The sequence below is a fragment of the Mycobacterium paragordonae genome (genome assembly GCF_003614435.1).
In the GTDB taxonomy this organism is placed as follows: domain Bacteria; phylum Actinomycetota; class Actinomycetes; order Mycobacteriales; family Mycobacteriaceae; genus Mycobacterium; species Mycobacterium paragordonae.
Genome location: NZ_CP025546.1, coordinates 5013592 through 5031197 on the forward strand (window position 1 = coordinate 5013592; position 17606 = coordinate 5031197).

Annotated in this window: 17 protein-coding genes, 1 tRNA gene and 1 pseudogene; 6 read left to right on the forward strand and 13 right to left on the reverse strand. The window is 66.1% G+C overall.

Annotation, left to right across the window (positions count from 1 at the left end; translation table 11 throughout):
• Positions 1-46: 46 nt before the first annotated feature.
• Both prfA and rpmE read right to left on the reverse strand, forming a co-directional pair.
• Complete coding sequence (prfA, locus tag C0J29_RS22500; protein WP_065046182.1) at positions 47-1123, reverse strand: peptide chain release factor 1; 1077 nt, start codon at positions 1121-1123, stop codon at positions 47-49.
• 86 nt (positions 1124-1209) lie between these two features.
• Positions 1210-1434, reverse strand: a complete 225-nt coding sequence (gene rpmE / locus C0J29_RS22505) for a 50S ribosomal protein L31 (protein WP_065046402.1) — start codon at positions 1432-1434, stop codon at positions 1210-1212.
• A gap of 221 nt (positions 1435-1655) precedes the next feature.
• Here rpmE and C0J29_RS22510 point away from each other — a divergent pair, with 221 nt between their 5' ends.
• On the forward strand, positions 1656-2222 hold the full coding sequence (locus C0J29_RS22510; protein WP_120793612.1) for a diacylglycerol-binding protein: 567 nt from the start codon (positions 1656-1658) through the stop codon (positions 2220-2222).
• Here the strand turns inward: C0J29_RS22510 and rho are convergent.
• The 6 genes from rho to argS form a co-directional block, all read right to left on the reverse strand.
• The gene (gene rho / locus C0J29_RS22515; protein ID WP_242460521.1) at positions 2219-4213 is read right to left on the reverse strand and encodes a transcription termination factor Rho; all 1995 of its coding nucleotides are present in this window, start codon (positions 4211-4213) and stop codon (positions 2219-2221) included. The two genes, C0J29_RS22510 and rho, sit on opposite strands and share 4 nt — an antisense overlap.
• 258 nt (positions 4214-4471) lie before the next feature.
• Positions 4472-5407, reverse strand: a complete 936-nt coding sequence (thrB, locus tag C0J29_RS22525; protein WP_120793613.1) for a homoserine kinase — start codon at positions 5405-5407, stop codon at positions 4472-4474.
• A gap of 23 nt (positions 5408-5430) precedes the next feature.
• Positions 5431-6513, reverse strand: coding sequence for a threonine synthase (gene thrC, locus C0J29_RS22530; protein WP_120793614.1), 1083 nt, complete (start codon positions 6511-6513; stop codon positions 5431-5433).
• Positions 6510-7844, reverse strand: coding sequence for a homoserine dehydrogenase (locus C0J29_RS22535; RefSeq protein WP_065161449.1), 1335 nt, complete (start codon positions 7842-7844; stop codon positions 6510-6512). Before C0J29_RS22535 ends, thrC begins: the two co-directional genes overlap by 4 nt.
• Before the next feature lie 3 nt (positions 7845-7847).
• Positions 7848-9182: a diaminopimelate decarboxylase gene (gene lysA / locus C0J29_RS22540; RefSeq protein ID WP_231513559.1), complete on the reverse strand. Its 1335-nt coding sequence runs from the start codon at positions 9180-9182 to the stop codon at positions 7848-7850.
• 80 nt (positions 9183-9262) lie between these two features.
• Positions 9263-10915 (reverse strand): arginine--tRNA ligase, encoded by a 1653-nt coding sequence (gene argS, locus C0J29_RS22545; RefSeq protein ID WP_120793615.1) that lies wholly within the window; start codon positions 10913-10915, stop codon positions 9263-9265.
• A 115-nt stretch (positions 10916-11030) separates the two neighbouring features.
• On the opposite strand from argS, the gene C0J29_RS22550 reads away from it, so the two are divergent.
• The 3 genes from C0J29_RS22550 to C0J29_RS22555 all read left to right on the forward strand — a co-directional run bounded on the left by C0J29_RS22550 (position 11031) and on the right by C0J29_RS22555 (position 12308).
• Positions 11031-11103, forward strand: a tRNA-Arg gene (locus tag C0J29_RS22550).
• A 138-nt stretch (positions 11104-11241) separates the two neighbouring features.
• Positions 11242-11400, forward strand: a complete 159-nt coding sequence (locus C0J29_RS32940) for a hypothetical protein (protein ID WP_162951532.1) — start codon at positions 11242-11244, stop codon at positions 11398-11400.
• Complete coding sequence (locus tag C0J29_RS22555; protein ID WP_120793616.1) at positions 11397-12308, forward strand: alpha/beta hydrolase; 912 nt, start codon at positions 11397-11399, stop codon at positions 12306-12308. The genes C0J29_RS32940 and C0J29_RS22555 overlap by 4 nt, the downstream gene beginning before the upstream one ends.
• Before the next feature lie 85 nt (positions 12309-12393).
• On the opposite strand, the gene C0J29_RS22560 is transcribed toward C0J29_RS22555, so the two are convergent.
• A complete protein-coding gene (locus C0J29_RS22560) occupies positions 12394-12795 on the reverse strand; it encodes an Ig-like domain-containing domain (protein WP_162951533.1) in 402 nt (133 codons plus the stop codon).
• A gap of 309 nt (positions 12796-13104) precedes the next feature.
• Between C0J29_RS22560 and rimI the strand changes: the two genes are divergently transcribed.
• Positions 13105-13596: a ribosomal protein S18-alanine N-acetyltransferase gene (gene rimI, locus C0J29_RS22565; RefSeq protein ID WP_120793618.1), complete on the forward strand. Its 492-nt coding sequence runs from the start codon at positions 13105-13107 to the stop codon at positions 13594-13596.
• Positions 13597-13600: 4 nt separating this feature from the next.
• On the opposite strand, the gene C0J29_RS33400 is transcribed toward rimI, so the two are convergent.
• The 4 genes and pseudogenes from C0J29_RS33400 to C0J29_RS22585 form a co-directional block, all read right to left on the reverse strand.
• Positions 13601-13897 (reverse strand): hypothetical protein, encoded by a 297-nt coding sequence (locus tag C0J29_RS33400; protein ID WP_208659324.1) that lies wholly within the window; start codon positions 13895-13897, stop codon positions 13601-13603.
• Between the two features lie 290 nt (positions 13898-14187).
• Positions 14188-15215 (reverse strand): annotated as a pseudogene (locus tag C0J29_RS22575) (Vgb family protein).
• Complete coding sequence (locus tag C0J29_RS22580; protein ID WP_120793620.1) at positions 15157-15933, reverse strand: hypothetical protein; 777 nt, start codon at positions 15931-15933, stop codon at positions 15157-15159. Before C0J29_RS22580 ends, C0J29_RS22575 begins: the two are co-directional and overlap by 59 nt.
• Before the next feature lie 40 nt (positions 15934-15973).
• Positions 15974-16822, reverse strand: coding sequence for a DMT family transporter (locus tag C0J29_RS22585; RefSeq protein ID WP_197748223.1), 849 nt, complete (start codon positions 16820-16822; stop codon positions 15974-15976).
• Positions 16823-16917: 95 nt separating this feature from the next.
• Between C0J29_RS22585 and C0J29_RS22590 the strand changes: the two genes are divergently transcribed.
• The gene (locus C0J29_RS22590; protein WP_065161439.1) at positions 16918-17442 is read left to right on the forward strand and encodes an Rv2253/PknI dimerization domain-containing protein; all 525 of its coding nucleotides are present in this window, start codon (positions 16918-16920) and stop codon (positions 17440-17442) included.
• Positions 17443-17606: the final 164 nt, after the last annotated feature.

Below are 17606 nucleotides of genomic sequence, written 5' to 3' on the forward strand. Positions count from 1 at the left end.
CCGCTCCTCCTCATCGCTTCGCTCCGCATCGTCGCTGGCGGAAGGGTCACGTCGCCTGTTGTAGCCGGGCTTGCTTATCGGCTTCGGTCAGCGCATCGAACAGCGCGTCCAGATCGCCGTCGAGAACCTGGTCCAGATTGTGCGACTTGAAACCGATCCGGTGATCGGTGATGCGGTTCTCTGGGAAGTTGTAGGTCCGGATGCGTTCGCTGCGGTCGACCGTGCGGATCTGGCTGGCACGATCCGCCGAGGCGTCGGCGAGCGCCTGCTCCTCGGCCAGCACCTGCAGCCGCGCGGCCAGTACCTGCAACGCACGGGTCTTGTTCTGTAGCTGCGAGCGTTCGTTCTGGCAGGTGACGACGATTCCGGTGGGCAGGTGGGTGATCCGCACCGCCGAGTCGGTGGTGTTCACACCCTGTCCACCCTTACCCGAGGACCGGTACACGTCGATCCGCAGGTCGGACTCGTCGATCTGCACCTCGCCGACTTCCTCGGGCTCCGGGTACACCAGCACGCCGGCGGCCGACGTGTGGACGCGGCCCTGCGACTCCGTCACCGGAACCCGCTGCACGCGGTGCACGCCGCCTTCGAACTTCATCCGCGACCACACCCCGTCGGCGCTGTCACCCTTGCTGGCGATGGCCAGCGTCGCGTCCTTGTAGCCGCCCAGATCCGAGGTCGTTTCGCCCAGCACCGTGACCGTCCAGCCGTGCCGCTCGGCGTACCGGATGTACATCCGGGCCAGGTCGGCGGCGAACAGGGCCGATTCCTCGCCGCCTTCACCGGATTTCACCTCGAGCACGATGTCGTCCGCGTCATGCGGGTCGCGAGGTGCCAGCATGTCGGTGAGCTGGGTGTCCAACTCAGCGACCCGGGCTTCCAGTTCGGTGACCTCGTCGGCGAAGGACGCGTCGTCGACGGCCAGTTCGCGGGCGGTCTCCAGATCGTCGCGGGCCGACACCAACTTGCGGTGGGTCGCGACGATCGGCGCCAAGCGCGCGAAGCGGCGACCGGCTTTGCGTGCTTCGTCGGGCTTGCTGTGCAGTTCGGGATCGGCCAGCGCCTGCTCGAGTGCTGCGTGCTCGGCGAGCAGGACGTCAATCGTCTGCACCGGCTGCGTCATGTCACCTCTCTACTGCCTGCTTTGCCCCGAACGCGAACCGACGCCCGGCCTGTGCTAATCGCACAGTTCGGGCGTCGGAAAGGCAGCTACTTGTCGGCTCCGGTCTTGCGCTTGCCGTAGCGCTTCTCGAAGCGGGCCACGCGACCGCCGCTGTCGAGGATCTTCTGCTTGCCGGTGTAGAAGGGGTGGCACTGCGAGCAGACCTCGGCCACGATGCGGCCACCCGGCTTGGTGCTGCGGGTGGTGAAGGAATTCCCGCAACCGCAGACCACGGTGGTCTCCTCGTAGGCGGGGTGAATGTCAGTTCTCATGCTGTCCTCTTCGTCATGTGCCACTCGGGGCCCCTGGTCGGCCCGGACCGCGAACCTGAAGTGGTTCCGAGTGATCGACCGTCGATTATGCCAGGTCAACCCACGTCAGCCTAAACACCAGGGTGGGGATGGCTATTCCCGCTGATCGGTCTCCGGTATTCACGCCAGTCGATCCGCCTCAACCCGTTGCCAAGGACCGCGGGCGTGACGTAAGAAAGCTGATGCAACTGCGGATATCCAGCATCGCTCTGCTGTTCGTCGTCGGGGGCGTCGCCGGTCTCATCGGCGATCACGGCCATGTGGTCACCGGCACTCTGATCTATCTCCCGGCGTCGCATCGGTCCCCGTTCGTCTGGACCAGCCCGATCTGGTTTCCCGCGCTCGTCGGCGCCGCCACCGTCCTGATGGCGGAGCTGCGACTGCACCTCGGCGCGGCACGCTCGGCCGTGACGGCGCGCCAGGGGCTCGGCGGGGTCGCTGCCGTCGTGGGTACCTACGCCGTCACCGCGTTGGCGCACACTGCGCCGGCGTTCGTGAGCACGGTGCTGATCAGCGCGATCGCAGCGGGCACCTGGGCCGTGCTTGGTGACCGGTCCGCCGTCGGGTGCGCGGTCGCGATCGCCATCGTCGGTCCTGCGGTCGAAGCCGCCCTGGTAGCCGTCAAGGTATTCCGCTATGCCGACGGCAGCGACGGCCTCCTCGGCGTCGCGCCGTGGTTGGTCCCGCTGTACTTCGCCTTCGGTGTGGTGGCGGCGTTGCTGGGCGAGATCGCTACGAAACGGCCCTAGTCGCTGTCCATGTTGCCCGGTGTCGTCTTGGACACCTGCACCAGGAACTCGTAGTTGGTCTTCGTCTTACGCAACTGCGACATCAGCAGGTCGATGGCCTGGTGGGAGTCCAGACCGGACAACACCCGGCGCAGCTTGTGCACGATGCCGAACTCGTCCGGGGAGAGCAGCAGCTCGTCCTTGCGGGTGCCCGACGGGTTGACGTCGACCGCGGGGAACACCCGCCGTTCCGAGATCTTGCGGTCCAGCTTGAGCTCGGCGTTACCGGTGCCCTTGAACTCCTCGAAGATGACCGTGTCACCGGTGGAGCCGGTCTCGACCATCGCCGTAGCGATGATGGTCAGCGATCCGCCTTCTTCGATGTTGCGGGCCGCACCCAGGAACCGCTTGGGCGGGTACAGCGCGGTGGAGTCGACACCACCGGACAGGATCCGGCCGGAGGCGGGCGACGCGTTGTTGTACGCGCGGCCCAGCCGGGTGATCGAGTCGAGCAGCACCACAACATCCTTGCCCTGCTCCACCAGACGCTTGGCGCGCTCGATGGCCAGCTCCGCGACCGAGGTGTGGTCTGACGGCGGCCGGTCGAAGGTGGAGGCGATGACCTCTCCCTTGACCGAGCGGGTCATGTCGGTGACCTCCTCAGGCCGCTCGTCGACGAGCACGACCATGAGGTGGCATTCGGGGTTGTTGCGGGTGATCGCGTTGGCGATGTCCTGCAGGATGGTCGTCTTACCGGCCTTGGGCGGCGAAACGATCAGGGCGCGCTGGCCCTTGCCGATCGGCATGATCAGGTCGATGACGCGGGTGGTCAACCGGTCGGGAGTGGTCTCCAGACGCAGCCGCTGGTTGGGGTACAGCGGCGTCAGCTTCTGGAAATCGGGCCGCTTCTTGGCGTCCTCGACGGGTCCACCGTTGACGCTGTCCAAGCGCACCAGCGGGTTGAACTTCTGGCGCTGGTTGGGCTGTTCGCCGTCTTTGGGCACCCGCACCGCGCCGGTCACCGCGTCACCGCGGCGTAAACCGTTCTTGCGCACCATGTTCATGGACACGTAGACGTCATGCGGACCGGCCAGGTAACCGGAGGTCCGCACGAAGGCGTAGTTGTCCAGGACGTCGAGGATGCCGGCTACGGGCTGTACGACGTCGTCTTCGCGCAGTTCGGATTCGCCGGCCTCGCCGGTGCGCTCGCCACGCCGCCGGCGGTCACGGAAGCGCCGGCCCCGCCGGCCCCCCCGCCCATCGCCGTCGTCGTCGGCGCCACCGCCGCCGCCGCGCTGGTCGTTGCCCGAGTCTGCGGAACGGTCATCGGACCTGGATTCTTTCTGGCCACGGTCACCCTGACTGCGGTCACCCTGGCCACGCTCGCCCTGGCCACGCTCGCCCTGGCCTCGGTCACCCTGGCCACGCTCGCCCTGGCCACGATCGCTCTGGCCACGGTCACCCTGGCCACGATCGCTCTGGCCGCGGTCACCCTGGCCACGATCGCCCTTGTCGCGGGACGGCTCTTTGTCGGTTTCGTCGGTGTTGTCGCCCTTATTGCCGTCGGCCGATCCGGCCTGCCGGCTGGCACTGCGGCGTTCCCGGCGCGGTGTTTCGGCGGCGTCCGGCGCCGCTGCGGTGTCAGCTTCAGCGGCGGTCGCCTGCGCAGCGGGTGCCTCCGAAGCGGCCTCCGGAGCGGCAGCGTTCTGAGGCGGCGCTTCGGCTTTGGCCGATTCCTGCGGCGGCTCGGCGTCACCGGACGATTTGCCGTTTGCCTGCCCCCTGGTCTGCTGGATGGCGGCGATCAGTTCGCTCTTACGCATGCCCGACGTACCTTTGACGCCGGCTTTATTAGCCAGTGCGCGCAACTCGGGCAGCACCATGGTGGCCAGCGAGCTGGACGGCGCATTGGATTTGACGTCCGAGACATCGGAAGCGTCGGGGGTCACGGAGTGCGACGCCTTGTCGGCATCGGTGCTTTCGCCAGCCGTGATGAGGTCCGTATCAGTCACGGATTTCCTTTCTTGCCCCGCTGATCACGTCAAACGGGGATTCCTGCATCAGGTCAAGCAATCAGGCAAATTGCTGAGTGCGCCCAATAATCGACTCTGAAACGGTGATCGAACTGCGAACCGAGTTCACGAGAAGAATTGGTGGTTGTCTCAGCGTCAAGGCAGTTTGTGCAGAGCAGATGCTGCAATTGCTGGACGGGTCCGAGGATAGCCCGCTTCCTGGCCGGAAGCAAGCAAACCCGCCCGCCACGCTGTGGATCAACGTGGGACGGTTACGCCGGGCTTCCAGCGAACTCCGTCGCCGACCGTCATCTTCTTGATCATGAATCCATTCGCGGTTCCGTACTCCACCGCTTCAGCAGGCAACTCCGGCTCGGTGCTCAGCGCTATCAGCGACGGACCAGCCCCGGAAAGCGTTGCCGCAACACTATGACGCCGCAGCAGCCGCAAATATTCCGCGGAGGACGGCATCGCCGGTGCACGTTGGGGTTGATGGAGCACGTCTTCGGTGGCGGCCATCAGCAGATCGGGCCGCTGGGTCAGCGCGACCACCAGCAACGCAACGCGGCTGATGTTGAACCGCGCGTCCTCGTGGCTGACCTGGGCGGGCAGCAGGACCCGGGTCTCCGCCGTCGACGAGCGTTCCTCGGGAATGGCAGCGAACAAGTGGATGTCGGGATGCAGGCGCAACGGAACCGCGGAGTAGTCCGGACGGCCAGTGCTGTGGTCGGCCCAGGAAACCACGGCCCCACCCAGCACGGCGGCCGACGCGTTGTCCGGATGTCCTTCGAATTCGGATGCCAGCTGAATCAGCTGCGCTTCACTGAGCGGAGCCGAATCCGTCTGCGCCACAAGACCATTGACGACGGCAAGCCCACTCACCACGGCCGCCGCGGAGGATCCCAAGCCGCGGGAGTGCGGGATGTCGTTGCGGCAGCGCACCGCCAACCCGCCGGCACAGACGCCGGCGGCCTGCAGGCCGCGCTGAATGGCCCGCACCACGAGGTGCTCGGGCCCCAGCGGTACCTGGCCGGCGCCCTCGCCTTCGACGGTCACCACCAGTCCGGAATCCGTTGTCTCGACGACGATCTCGTCGCACAGACTCAGGGCCAGTCCCAGGCTGTCGAAACCCGGCCCCAGGTTGGCACTGGACGCCGACACCGTGGCGCTGGCCACCAGGCCCGCGGGCAGCATGGAGCCCGCCGAACCAGACTCCACTAGCTCAGCCCCAGCTGCTCAACCACGAGGACCGGGTCAACCGGCAACGGAGACACGTGCGGCATGTCGCGCAGGGCGGTGTCGGGATCCTTCAGACCGTTGCCGGTGACGGTGCAGACCACGGTCGAGCCCCGTTCCACCCAGCCGTCCTCGACGGACTTGAGCAGGCCGGCGATGCTGGCCGCGGACGCCGGCTCGACGAAGACACCCTCGGTGCTGGCCACCAGGTGATAGGCCGCCAGGATCTCCTCGTCGGTGGCTGCCAGGAAGCGTCCGTTGGACTCCTGCTGCGCCTCAACGGCCGACGTCCACGACGCCGGAGCGCCGATGCGGATCGCGGTGGCGATGGTCTCCGGGTTCGCTACCGGTTCGCCGTGCACCAGCGGGGCCGCGCCGGCCGCCTGGGTGCCCAACATCCGGGGCAGCTTGTCGATGACGCCGTCGCGGCGGTACTCGGTGTAGCCGCGCCAGTACGCGGTGATGTTGCCCGCATTGCCCACGGGAAGAGCGTGGATGTCCGGCGCCGTTCCGAGGGCGTCGACGATCTCGAACGCGGCCGTTTTCTGCCCCTCGATGCGCACCGGATTCACCGAGTTGACCAGCGAGATCGTCGGAAAGTCGTTGGTCATCTTGCGGGCCAGTTCCAGACAGTCGTCGAAGTTTCCGTCGATCTGGATGATCTTGGCGCCGTGCATGACGGCCTGTGCCAGCTTGCCCATCGCGATCTTGCCGGTCGGAATCAGCACGGCGCAGGTGATTCCGGCACGTGCGGCGTATGCCGCGGCCGATGCCGATGTGTTGCCGGTTGACGCGCACAACACCGCTTTCTGGCCGCGGGCGAGTGCGTCGGTGACGGCCATCGTCATGCCCCGGTCCTTGAAGGAGCCGGTGGGGTTGAGGCCCTCGACCTTGAGATGGACTGTGCACCCGGTCTTCTCGGACAACCGGGGCGCCGGGATGAGCGGGGTGCCACCTTCGAACAGGGTGACCGGGGTCCAGTCGTCGCCCACCGGCAACCGGTCCCGGTAGGCCGCGATCAAGCCCGGCCAGGGTTGGTGGATCGCCGTTCGTGGGGCGCTCATTCGTCGGTCCCTTCCAGTCGCAGCACGCTCGCCACGCTCTGCACCACATCCAGGTCGGCCAGTGCGTCAACGGTTTCCGACAGCGCGGCGTCGGTGGCCCGGTGGGTGACCACCACGATCCGGGCGCCCACCCGTTGACCGCCTTCGTCGGCCACGCCTTCCTGGCGCACCTCGGCGATGCTCACTTCGCGCTTGCCGAATTCGGCTGCCACGGCCGCCAACACGCCCGGCTTGTCGGCGACGTTCATGCTGACGTAGTAGCGCGTCTCGATGAATCCCATGGGCGCCACGGGAAGTCGAGCGTAGCGGGACTCGCGGGGACCCCTGCTGCCGAGCACCCGGTTACGCGCTGCCATCACCAGGTCACCGGTGACGGCCGATGCGGTGGGCGCCCCGCCGGCGCCCTGGCCGTAGAACATCAACCGCCCGGCCGCCTCGGCCTCGACGACCACCGCGTTGAAGGCGCCATTGACGGACGCGAGCGGATGCGACAGGGGCACCAGCGCGGGATAGACCCGAGCCGAAACCCGTTGCTGCCCTTCGTCAGTGGTGATGCGCTCGCAGATGGAGAGCAATTTGATGGTGCAGCCCAGGGATTTGGCGGACTCGAAATCGTCCGGGGTGATCTTGGTGATGCCCTCGCGGTAGACGTCGTCGGCGGTGACCCGGGTGTGGAAGGCGATGGACGCCAGGATGGCCGCCTTGGCCGCAGCGTCGTATCCCTCGACGTCGGCGGTGGGGTCGGCTTCGGCGTATCCGAGGGCACTCGCGTCGGCCAGGGCCTGCTGGTAATCGGCTCCGGTGCTGCCCATCTCCGAGAGGATGTAGTTGGTGGTGCCGTTGACGATGCCGGCCACCCGCAGGACCGTGTCGCCGGCCAGCGACTGGGTCAGCGGGCGGATGACGGGGATCGCTCCGGCGACCGCCGCCTCGAAATACAGGTCGACGGCTTCGCTTTCGGCGGCAGCGGACAGTTCACCGCTGGCGATCGACATCAGGGCCTTGTTCGCCGTCACGACCGACTTGCCGTGGGCCAGGGCGGCCAGGATCGCCTTGCGGGCCGGTTCGACCGGACCCATCACTTCCACCACGATGTCGACGTCGTCACGGCAGACGAGTTCGTCGATGTCGTCGGTGAGCAGTTCGAGCGGCACTCCACGGTCGCCGCCGAGGCGGCGCACTCCGACGCCGCGCAACACCAGTGGGGCGCCGATGCGGCCCGCCAGGTCGTCGGCGCTTTCGTTGATGATGCGCACGACTTCGCTGCCGACCACGCCCAACCCGAGTACCGCTACGCCGACGGCCTTTGCGTCCTTGTCGTTATCGGGCACGGTTCACCTCACTTCCAGACTCAGCAGATCGTCGACCGTCTCGCGGCGCAGGATCAAGCGGGACTCCCCCGCTCGCACCGCGACCACCGCGGGACGGCAGATCATGTTGTAACGACTCGACAGGGAATAGCAGTAGGCGCCGGTCGCAGCCACGGCGACCAGGTCACCCGGCCCCACGTCGTCGGGCACCCACGCGTCGCGCACCAGAATGTCGCCGGTCTCGCAATGCTTTCCGACCAGCCGGGCCTGCGTGGCGGGGGCGTCACTGAGCCGGGAAACGAGGCGGACGTCGTATTGGGCGTCGTACAAAGCGGTGCGGATGTTGTCGCTCATGCCGCCGTCGACGCTGACGTAGCGCCGGTTGGCGGTGGTGCTGACGTCGACGTCTTTGACGGTGCCGACCTCGTAGAGCGTGATGGTGCCCGGACCGGCGATGGCGCGTCCGGGTTCGACGACCAGCCTCGGCGTGGGCAGCCCGACGGCTGCCGACTCGTTGCTCACGATGACGCTCAGCTTGTCCGCCAGGTCGGCGATCGGCGGCGGGTCATCCGGCGCCAGGTACGAGATGCCCAGGCCGCCACCGAGATCCACCGTCGAGACCTGCGCGGTCTTGTCGACGCCGAATTCGGCGACGATGTCGCGCAGCAACCCGATGACCCGGTGCGCGGCGATTTCGAAGCCGGCGACATCGAAGATCTGTGAGCCGATGTGGCTGTGCAGTCCGACCAGGCGCAGGTGGTCGGCGGCGAACACTTTGCGCACCGCGGCCATGGCCGCGCCGCTGGCCACCGAGAGACCGAACTTCTGGTCTTCGTGGGCGGTGGAGATGAACTCGTGCGTGTGCGCCTCCACTCCGACGGTGAGCCGGACGAGCACATCCTGAACGATTCCGGCCTCGCCGGCGATCGCGTCGAGCCGCTCGATCTCGATCATCGAGTCCAGCACGACATGTCCGACACCGGCTTTCACCGCGGCGGTCAGCTCGGCCACAGATTTGTTGTTGCCGTGCAACGTGATTCGCTGCGGCGGGAAGTCCGCGTTGAGCGCGACGGCCAGTTCACCACCCGAGCACACATCGAGCGAGAGGCCTTCCTGCTCGATCCACCGTGCGATTTCGGTGCACAGGAACGCTTTTGCGGCGTAGTGCACGTTGGCCCCGCCGCCGAACGCCGCGGCCGTCTCGTGGCAGCGGGAGCGGAAGTCGGCTTCGTCGATGACGAACAGCGGGGTCCCGTACTCCTGGGCGAGATCGGTCACTTTGACGCCGGCGATCTCGACGATCCCGTCGTCGTCGCGAACGGTGTTGCGCGGCCAGACGTTCGGCGCCAATCGCAACAGCTCTTCGGGCGACTGCGGGCGCGGCGGGCTGCTGGCGGGCCGGGTCTCCTCGGCGTGCCGGGGTCCGGCGGGATGGACGTTCACATTCTCTCCGGGGCGCTGACTCCGAGGATGGTCAATCCGTTGGCGACGACCTGGCGGGTCGCCTGGCACAGCGCCAGGCGGGCGGTGTTCAGGTCGGTGGGCTCTTCGTCGCCCTGCGGCAGGATCCGGCAGGCGTCGTAGAACCGGTGGTAGTCGCCCGCGAGGTCTTCGAGATAACGGCAGATGCGGTGCGGTTCACGCAGGGCCGCTGCGGTTTTCAGAACCCGCGGGAACTCACCGATGGTGCGCAGCAAGGTGCCCTCTTTGTCGTGGCTGAGCAGTTCCAGATGCGAGGTGTCGGGGATGAGGCCGAGTTCGGCAGCGTTGCGCGCCAGCGCGGAGAGCCGGGCGTGGGCGTATTGCACGTAGTAGACCGGGTTTTCGTTGGACGCCGAAGACCACAACGCCAGATCGATGTCGATCGGGGTGTCCACCGAGGACCGGATCAGGCTGTACCGGGCGGCGTCGACGCCGATCGCTTCGACCAGGTCGTCCAGGGTGATGACGGTGCCGGCCCGCTTGCTCATCTTGACCGGTTGGCCGTCGCGAACCAGGTTGACCATCTGCCCGATCAGGACCTCGACGGTGGCCGGGTCCTCACCGAAGGCGGCGGCGGCGGCCTTCAGGCGCGCGATGTAACCGTGGTGGTCGGCGCCGAGCATGTAGATGCACAGGTCGAATCCGCGCTGCCGCTTGTCCAGGTAGTAGGCGAGGTCGCCGGCGATGTACGCGGGGATGCCGTCGCTCTTGATCACCACGCGGTCTTTATCGTCACCAAAAGCGCTGGTGCGCAACCAGGTTGCGCCGTCCTTCTCGTAAATGTTGCCGGTATCGCGGAGTTTCGTGATCGCCTGCTCCACCCGGCCGCTGGTGTGCATCGAGTCTTCGTGGGTGTAGACGTCGAAGTCGGTGCCGAACTCGTGCAGCGACTCTTTGATGTGGGCGAACATCAGGTCGACGCCGATCTGGCGAAAGGTCTCGTGCATTTCGGCGTCGGGCAGGCTCAGTGCCTCGGGCGCCTTCTGCAGGACCTGCGCGGCGATGTCGTTGATGTAGGTGCCCGCGTAGCCGTCCGCCGGGGCGGGCTCGCCCTTGGCCGCCGCGACCAGGGAGTTGGCGAACCGGTCGATCTGCGCGCCATGGTCGTTGAAGTAGTACTCGCGGACCACCTCGGCGCCCTGGGTGGTGAGCAGCCGGCCCAGCGCGTCGCCGACGGCGGCCCAGCGGGTGCCGCCGATGTGGATCGGCCCGGTGGGGTTGGCCGAGACGAATTCCAGGTTGATCTTCTGGGCTTTCAGCGTCTCGGAATGGCCGAACGCTTCGCCGGCATCAATGACCTCGGTGACGATCTTGGCCTGCGCCGAGGCCTCGAGGCGCAGGTTGATGAAGCCGGGGCCGGCCACCTCGGCGGAGGCGATGCCGTCAGCCTGCGCCAGCGCTTCGGCCAGCCATCCGGCCAGCTCACGGGGGTTGGCGCCGACCTTCTTGGCCAGTTGCAGGGCCAGGTTGGAAGCGTAATCTCCGTGATCGGGATTACGCGGACGCTCCACGGTGACCGTCGGGGGCAGCGCGGACACGTCGAGGTCGTGCTCGGCAAGCACCGCGGTGGCGGTGGTTTTGAGCAGCTCAGCGAGGTCGGCGGGGGTCACGAGCGTCCATCCTATTGGCTGGGGTGCCCGCGCCCCGAATCCATTACCGGTGCTCGGGTACTCACCTGGATGCGCTACTCTGGCGGGGCCCAATGGCGCAGCGTTCCGCTAGTGCGCCCCCGTAGCTCAGGGGATAGAGCGTCTGCCTCCGGAGCAGAAGGCCGCAGGTTCGAATCCTGCCGGGGGCACTTCCTAGAAATAGTCCCGACCTGCGCAAACGGCTCGGTTTGACCCGCCGCGACGCGCCGCAGGGCCTCGGTGTCACGACAGCACCCAAACTCGCTCCGGCCGCTTTGAGTGCGTCGTCCTGGCTGTAGGTGACAACCGTGCCGTCGTCCCGAGTCGCGATGCCCGAGCCACTTGGCGATTACTGCCAAGGGCACGCCCGCACAGCTGCCATCATCGGAGGCATGTTCGTTTTGATGGGAATTATCAATGACATCGAAGACGATCCGCCTTCTCTCGACGAGATCAGCCAGCCGTGAGTTCGTTCACGTCGGGGCCTGATGTGGACCCCGCCTTGCGAACCGCGGCCAGACTGCTGCCGAGGGGCTATGGCCTCAACCGCGGGCTGGCGCTGCCGCGTGCGGCGATGACGCTGTTGGGACGCATTAACGCCGTCCGTGACGTGCCGGTCGTGGCCGTCGATGGCGATGTGAGCGTTCGCCTGCATCGACCCGCTTGCCTTGTTGATCCGGCGCCTGCGCTGCTGTGGATCCACGGCGGTGGGTTCGTGATGGGCAGCGCGCGACAGGAAGATGGGTTCTGCCGCAGGCTGTCTCATTTAGCGAGCGTCGCGGTTGCGGCCGTTGATTTCAGGTTGCCGCCCGAACATCCATATCCCGCTCCGCTGGAAGACTGCTATGCGGCGCTGCTGTGGTTGGCGCAGCAGCCTTGGGTTGATCCATCAAGGGTCGCGATCGGCGGTCTCAGCTCCGGTGGTGGGCTGGCCGCGGCACTTGCGTTTCTGGCCCGGGATCGCGGCGAGATCCAGCCGGCCTTTCAATTGCTGTCCCAACCGAACCTCGACGACCGCACCGGCAGTCAAGCCACAGGTCGCCGTCGCCTGGTCTGGTCGGAGGGCGACAACCGCCAAGCCTGGCGATGGTATCTGGGGAACGCGGACCCAGCCGTCGCGAGCCCGGCGCGGCGCAGCGACCTCGCCGGGCTGGCACCGTCCTGGATCGGCACCGGCTCGCTAGATTTGCTGCATGACGAGGCCGTCGAGTACGGCAGGCGCCTGAATGCGGCGGGGACGCCCTGCCACGTCGAGATCGCGGTCGGCGCCTTCCACGCGTTTGATTCGATCGTGCCGAACGCGCCGGTGTCGCTGACATTCTTCGCCAGCCAATGTGATGAACTGCGGGCCGCACTGGCTAAGCCAACAACTTGAGGCGCGACGAATATTCTCCCGCCGATCTAGGAGGGCTGGCGAAGGCTCTATCCCCCGAGTCGGCGCACCTGATTTCGCTTTGGGCTCAGGAAGCAGTCGAGAAGTGCAATTCACTAGGGACCGCTGCGACGGACGCCTCGTTCTTGAAGCCGGTGTAATTGCCGCCGTTGAAACCCAGCGCATAGGACTTGCCGGGCTGCAACTCGCAATCGAGCGAGAAGCTCATGCCGTCAGCCGAAACTGACGGCGTCGACTGGCAAGGAGGAAAGGCACCACCCTGAATGACGACGAACGAATACGAATTAGCCAACATCTTCTGGTCGAAGGTGACCTTGATGGCGGTTTTACCGGCCGGCACGGTGGCGTTCGCCGCCGGCTCTGTGGCCACAACCTTCGGTGCCGGCTGGGCTGCCGCCCTTGGTGCGATGGTCACGCCGAAACCGGTCAGCTGCAAGGCCGCCACGCTGATGAATACGCCAGCGATCAAGCGTGCCAGGATGGCACCGTCCGTACGTCTCATCACACGCCCCCTGCCTTAAGTTCCATTGTCTATTTGCAGGTGAAAGCTTAACCCGCAGCCCCGGGTCCGCAAGATGATAGCGATCTGTGGAAACTCCACGGATCATTAACGCGTCAGCCGATGAAACCGACACGGTCCTCCAAAGCTTTAGGCGCACTATTGGCCCGAAGGGAGAAAAAGGGTGATCTCAACGAGCGCTGACGAACCGGTGCCAAAGCCGTTCATGAGCCCACTCCCCGACTCCCGATATCCGGCCGCACCGACAGTCGCGACCCGATGACCGACCCCCAGGAGCCGGTGGTCTTCGATGCGCTGTTGCCGTCCGACGTCGGCAGATGCGCCGAGTTGGACGCCCTTGTATTCGCCGGTGACGACCCGTGGTCGGCCACCGTATTCGCGCGCGAGCTGGCCGGCAAAGACAGCTACTTCGTGGGCGCGCGCACTAACGGCACCCTGATCGGTTACGCGGGAATCGCTTGTTTGGGTGCCACAGGCTTCTCAGGCACGTCCTTTTACGAGGTGCGCAATATCGCCGTCGACCCGGCGCACCAGGGACAAGGCATCGGCCGCCGACTGTTGGACGAGCTGCTGAAGTTCGCCGCGGGCGGCGCCGTGTTTCTCGAGGTTCGCTGCGACAACGAAGCGGCCATCGCCCTATACCGCGACTTCGGATTCGACCAGGTTGGCGTTCGCCCCGGGTACTACAACGGCGCCGACGCGGTCACGATGCGGCGCGAGCCGCGGGCCAGCACCCAACAATCGACCTAGCCCACTATCGCCGGTACCGGCGAACTTGCACATGGCCCCTGATTTTCACTTCGACGTCGGCCCCGGGCCCGCCAACCTCCTTCACGGTGAAGGTGTAGAGATCACCCAACGGACTGCCGAGCATGGGCTCTCCGGTCTGCTCGACGTACCACTGCACCCCCGGCTGGTTGCACGGGGGTTTAGTTGCCCGATTCTCGTCAAATTTCCATCTCACGTCCGGGTTGTCGGCAGGGAACTCAATGTTGTCATTCCGCCGGATCTCCTCAGCGGGAATGATGTCAAAATCGTGGGCCATAGTCACCGCTAAGACGTTAGCCAACAAAGCTCGGCGCGACACTCGTCAATTCCGGTGCGCGATGCGTCGGTCACGCTGCCGCGCTCGGCTTAGACCCTGTGCGCCAACGCTTTTCGACGCTGTCCGCCCACGTGTGAACGTCTGTGTCACTTCCGACGACTTGTGCCTTCACGTGCATGTCTGGCGTATAGAGACTTCCGACCCAGCGGCCCAGTTCCCTATCGACCCGCAGCAGCGAACCGTCCGCCAGTCGATGATGTCCGGTTCTCATGGCAAAAGGCATACCCGGCTTCACCTTATTCAACACGTGGCAAATGCCCCCCGCCTAACACCGTCGGCAACCTCATGACGTAACTGGCCTCCAGCGCCACCCAAAGCGCACCGTCCGGACCGATGGCCAGCCCGTGCGGCTCGCTGCCGGCCGGCAGGTCGATCGAGGACACCTCGCCGTCGGCGCTGACCCGGGCGATCTGGTCTGCTCCCCACAGGCTCACCCACACGCCGCCGGTCGGATCGCCCACCACCGCATGCGGTTTGCCGGCAGATCGAGTTCCTGGATGGCGTCGTCGACCGGGATACGGCCGAGCTTGTCGGCCAGGATCTCGGTGAACCACACCGCGTCGTCGTGCGTGGCGGCGATGCCGACGGGCCCGGCGCGCGGCGTCCGCACGTCCCGGATCGTCAGGTCACCTGACGGCTCGAGTCGGCCGACCGCGTTGGCCTGGTTCAGCGTGAACCACAGCGCCCCGTCGGGTCCCGCGGTGATCATCGACGGCGTCCCGCCCGGGAACGCGACCTCCGTGACCACCCCGTCGAGGTCTATCCGGCCCACCACGCCCGACGTCATCGTGGTAAACCACAGTGCCCCGTCTGGTCCCGCGGTGAGACCGAAAGGTGCACTGCCGGAGGTCAATTCAAACTCAGAGAGGTCGCCGTCGGTGGTGATCCGCCCGATCCGGTCGTCGCCGTTGCGGGTGAACCACAGTGCGCCGTCGGGTCCCGAGACGATGATCGACGGCTTGCTCTGCGGCGCAACGGGATACACCTCGAGAACACCGTCGGCGGTCACCCGGGCGATCTCACCGGTGTGCACCAGCGTCACCCACATCGCGCCGTCGGGACCCGAGGTCAGCGCGTACGGACCGCCCGCGACGGGGACATCGAGAATACGACTCATACAAGCGTTTTCGTTGTCACGGTTTCTGATTTCCCCTCTGCGGTCATCCTCAGGGGGTACCTTAGCCGGTTGCGTCCACGCGCATTGATCAGCTGTCGACCTCAAGCAGTTGCGACGGAGGTGCGGGTGGCACATAGCCCGCACCATGGCCCCATGGCAAGCAACCCGGAATGCCGAATTTTCGAGAATTCTCGAGACCACAGAATCCCTCAACGCTCTGAGGGCGGGGTGCCAGCACCGTTCGACCATGCAACAAATCGCGCAACTGATGCATGGTCGACTCGTCCTTCGGGCTGCTGTCGACTAGGCGGTAGGCCAAGATCCTCGTCATGAGAACGTCGCTCGCGGCCAGCACATCCTCACGCCTGCGGAACTCGATGGTGATGGACAACGGCCAGCGCACTGGTTCCGGCCCATTCGTGTTCTCCTGTTCCTCGGCGAAAATGCGCAGCGAAGTGCCGAACCACTCCCAGTGCTTGATCCAGGGAAACCTCAATTGCCCAGCGAGGGCAGTGTTTTCGACCGTCTTGGAAGCCTTCCGGGCGCCGATAGCATCGCCGACGATCGTGCTGCCCCGAACCCGTACGCGGCGTTTGACGTAATTCGCGCAGATATACGCGAGCCGTGACTCGGTCAGATAAAAGGCTATTTCGGTCCGGTCAAGCGACAGCACGGCTCTCCAACTCAACGAGTCGCGAGGCGGCATCCAAACATCCTCGAAAACAAGCATTTTGGCGCTGATCGGCCCGAAAACATCTCCATCGCTGGGCTGGGGTTTCAATGTGAGGTCATCGGTCAAACCGGGGCGGCCGAACGTCTCCTGCTCCCCTACCTCATGAATGTCAAGAAATGGGCATTCAATCAACGTGTGCTCCCTGACGCGATGCCACAGCTGTCCAGGCAGCCTAAACCGTTTCCGTACTGGGCGTTTCGCCGAACCGGGCCAACACCAGCGTCGCCGCGACGGCGACCCCCAATCCCGCGGCCACCATCCAGCCGAGACCATCCCGGGTTTGGTCGCCGAGCCAGACCACGCCGATGATGGCCGGCAAAACCGTTTCACCGACCACCATTCCGGCCACCGCAGTGGTGACCGAGCCGCGATGCAGCGCGGAGGTGAGCAACAGAAAACCCGCCACACCGCCGACGGCGCTGGCGTACAGCGCCGGGTTGGCGTAGAAGGCGGCTTTGGTGGGATCGAGCGAGTCAATCAAGTTCACGCCGACCTCGACGAGGCCGAACCCGGTCCCTGCACTCAGCCCGAGGGCAAGGGCGCGCGGACGGTCGGGCAACCGGCCGGCGGCGGCCCCGGCAATGAATACCACTGCGGCGACGCCCAACAGCGCCCACGCCAGTCCCGCGGGGCCGTGACCGTCGCCTTCCGGTCCGGCCGCGATGCCGAGCATCGCCAAGCCCACACACACCACGCCCACAGCCGTCCACTCGGCCCGTGACAGGCGCACCGACAACATCCATGCGGCGACGATCGCCGTGACCGCGATCGAGGCGGCCAACGCGGCGGCGACCACGTAGATCGGCACCAATCGCAACGCCACGACCTGGAACGCAAAGCCGAGGCCGTCGAGACCGATGCCTACGAGGTAGCGCCACTGCCGCAGGGCGCGCATCAGCAGCACCGCGTCGACCCCCGAGCCGCTGCCCGCTTCCACCGACCGGGCTGCCGCCGCCTGCAACACGGACGCCATTCCGTAACACACCGAGCAAGCCAGGGCGAACAACAGTCCGATCAGCACGTACCGACGATACGAGAAGGGGGTGGCAGCTATTGCAATGATTTGCCTCAGCGCCCACGATCAGTTATCGGGCACTGCTAAGTGGGAACGACATCATGGCCATCTCTCGAATTCTTTTCGCGGCTGCTATCGCGGTCGCTGCCAGCCAGGCAGTCACGCTGGCCCGGCCCGCGGTCGCGTCGGCGTCGGCCTTGGCCGACGGCATGTACCGGTTCGATTTCGACGGGAGTAAGCAGACGGTCGACGGCGTACCGAAGCCGACCGGTGCGCATTCCACCGTGATCGCGATGCGCTCCGCGTGCCCGCCCGCCGGGTGCGTCGCGACGGCATGGGACACCTCGATCGGCCCGACGTGGCTGCAGCCGCCCGAGGAGGGTGCGCTCGCGTTCCGCGAGAACCGCGACCAATGGGTAGCGACCAGATGGAAGATGTTCACCTGCAACAACTCCATGAAGCAAGGCACCGAGACGCTTTCATTTCAGGTGAGACCGGACGGAACCTTCGTCGGAGTGAGTACGCAGTTGGAGGCGCCCTGCGCCCCGATAGTCATCCCGTTTGTCGCGACGAGAGTGGGGGACATTTCACCCGACGTCCAGGTCGCAGATCCTAATTCCGCGTAAGCCCTGCTGCACAACAGAATTCGCGACGACCGGTGGACCAGCCAACCTTCGGGCACGTGCGAACCGACCGGGTCGGCGGTCCCTGGGCCTCACTCGCCGACGAGCCGATGGTGCGCCGCACTTTCGTTCTTCCCCTCGCGCTTCCGCCGCGCGGAGAACATACT

Coding starts and splice junctions, on each gene's coding strand:
- C0J29_RS22590 (WP_065161439.1), top strand. CDS start 16,918: ATGGCCATCTCTCGAATTCTTTTCGCGGCTGCTATCGCGGTCGCTGCC.
- C0J29_RS22510 (WP_120793612.1), top strand. CDS start 1,656: ATGCAACTGCGGATATCCAGCATCGCTCTGCTGTTCGTCGTCGGGGGC.
- thrB (WP_120793613.1), bottom strand. CDS start 5,407: ATGCTGCCCGCGGGCCTGGTGGCCAGCGCCACGGTGTCGGCGTCCAGT.
- thrC (WP_120793614.1), bottom strand. CDS start 6,513: ATGAGCGCCCCACGAACGGCGATCCACCAACCCTGGCCGGGCTTGATC.
- rpmE (WP_065046402.1), bottom strand. CDS start 1,434: ATGAGAACTGACATTCACCCCGCCTACGAGGAGACCACCGTGGTCTGC.
- rimI (WP_120793618.1), top strand. CDS start 13,105: ATGACCGACCCCCAGGAGCCGGTGGTCTTCGATGCGCTGTTGCCGTCC.
- prfA (WP_065046182.1), bottom strand. CDS start 1,123: ATGACGCAGCCGGTGCAGACGATTGACGTCCTGCTCGCCGAGCACGCA.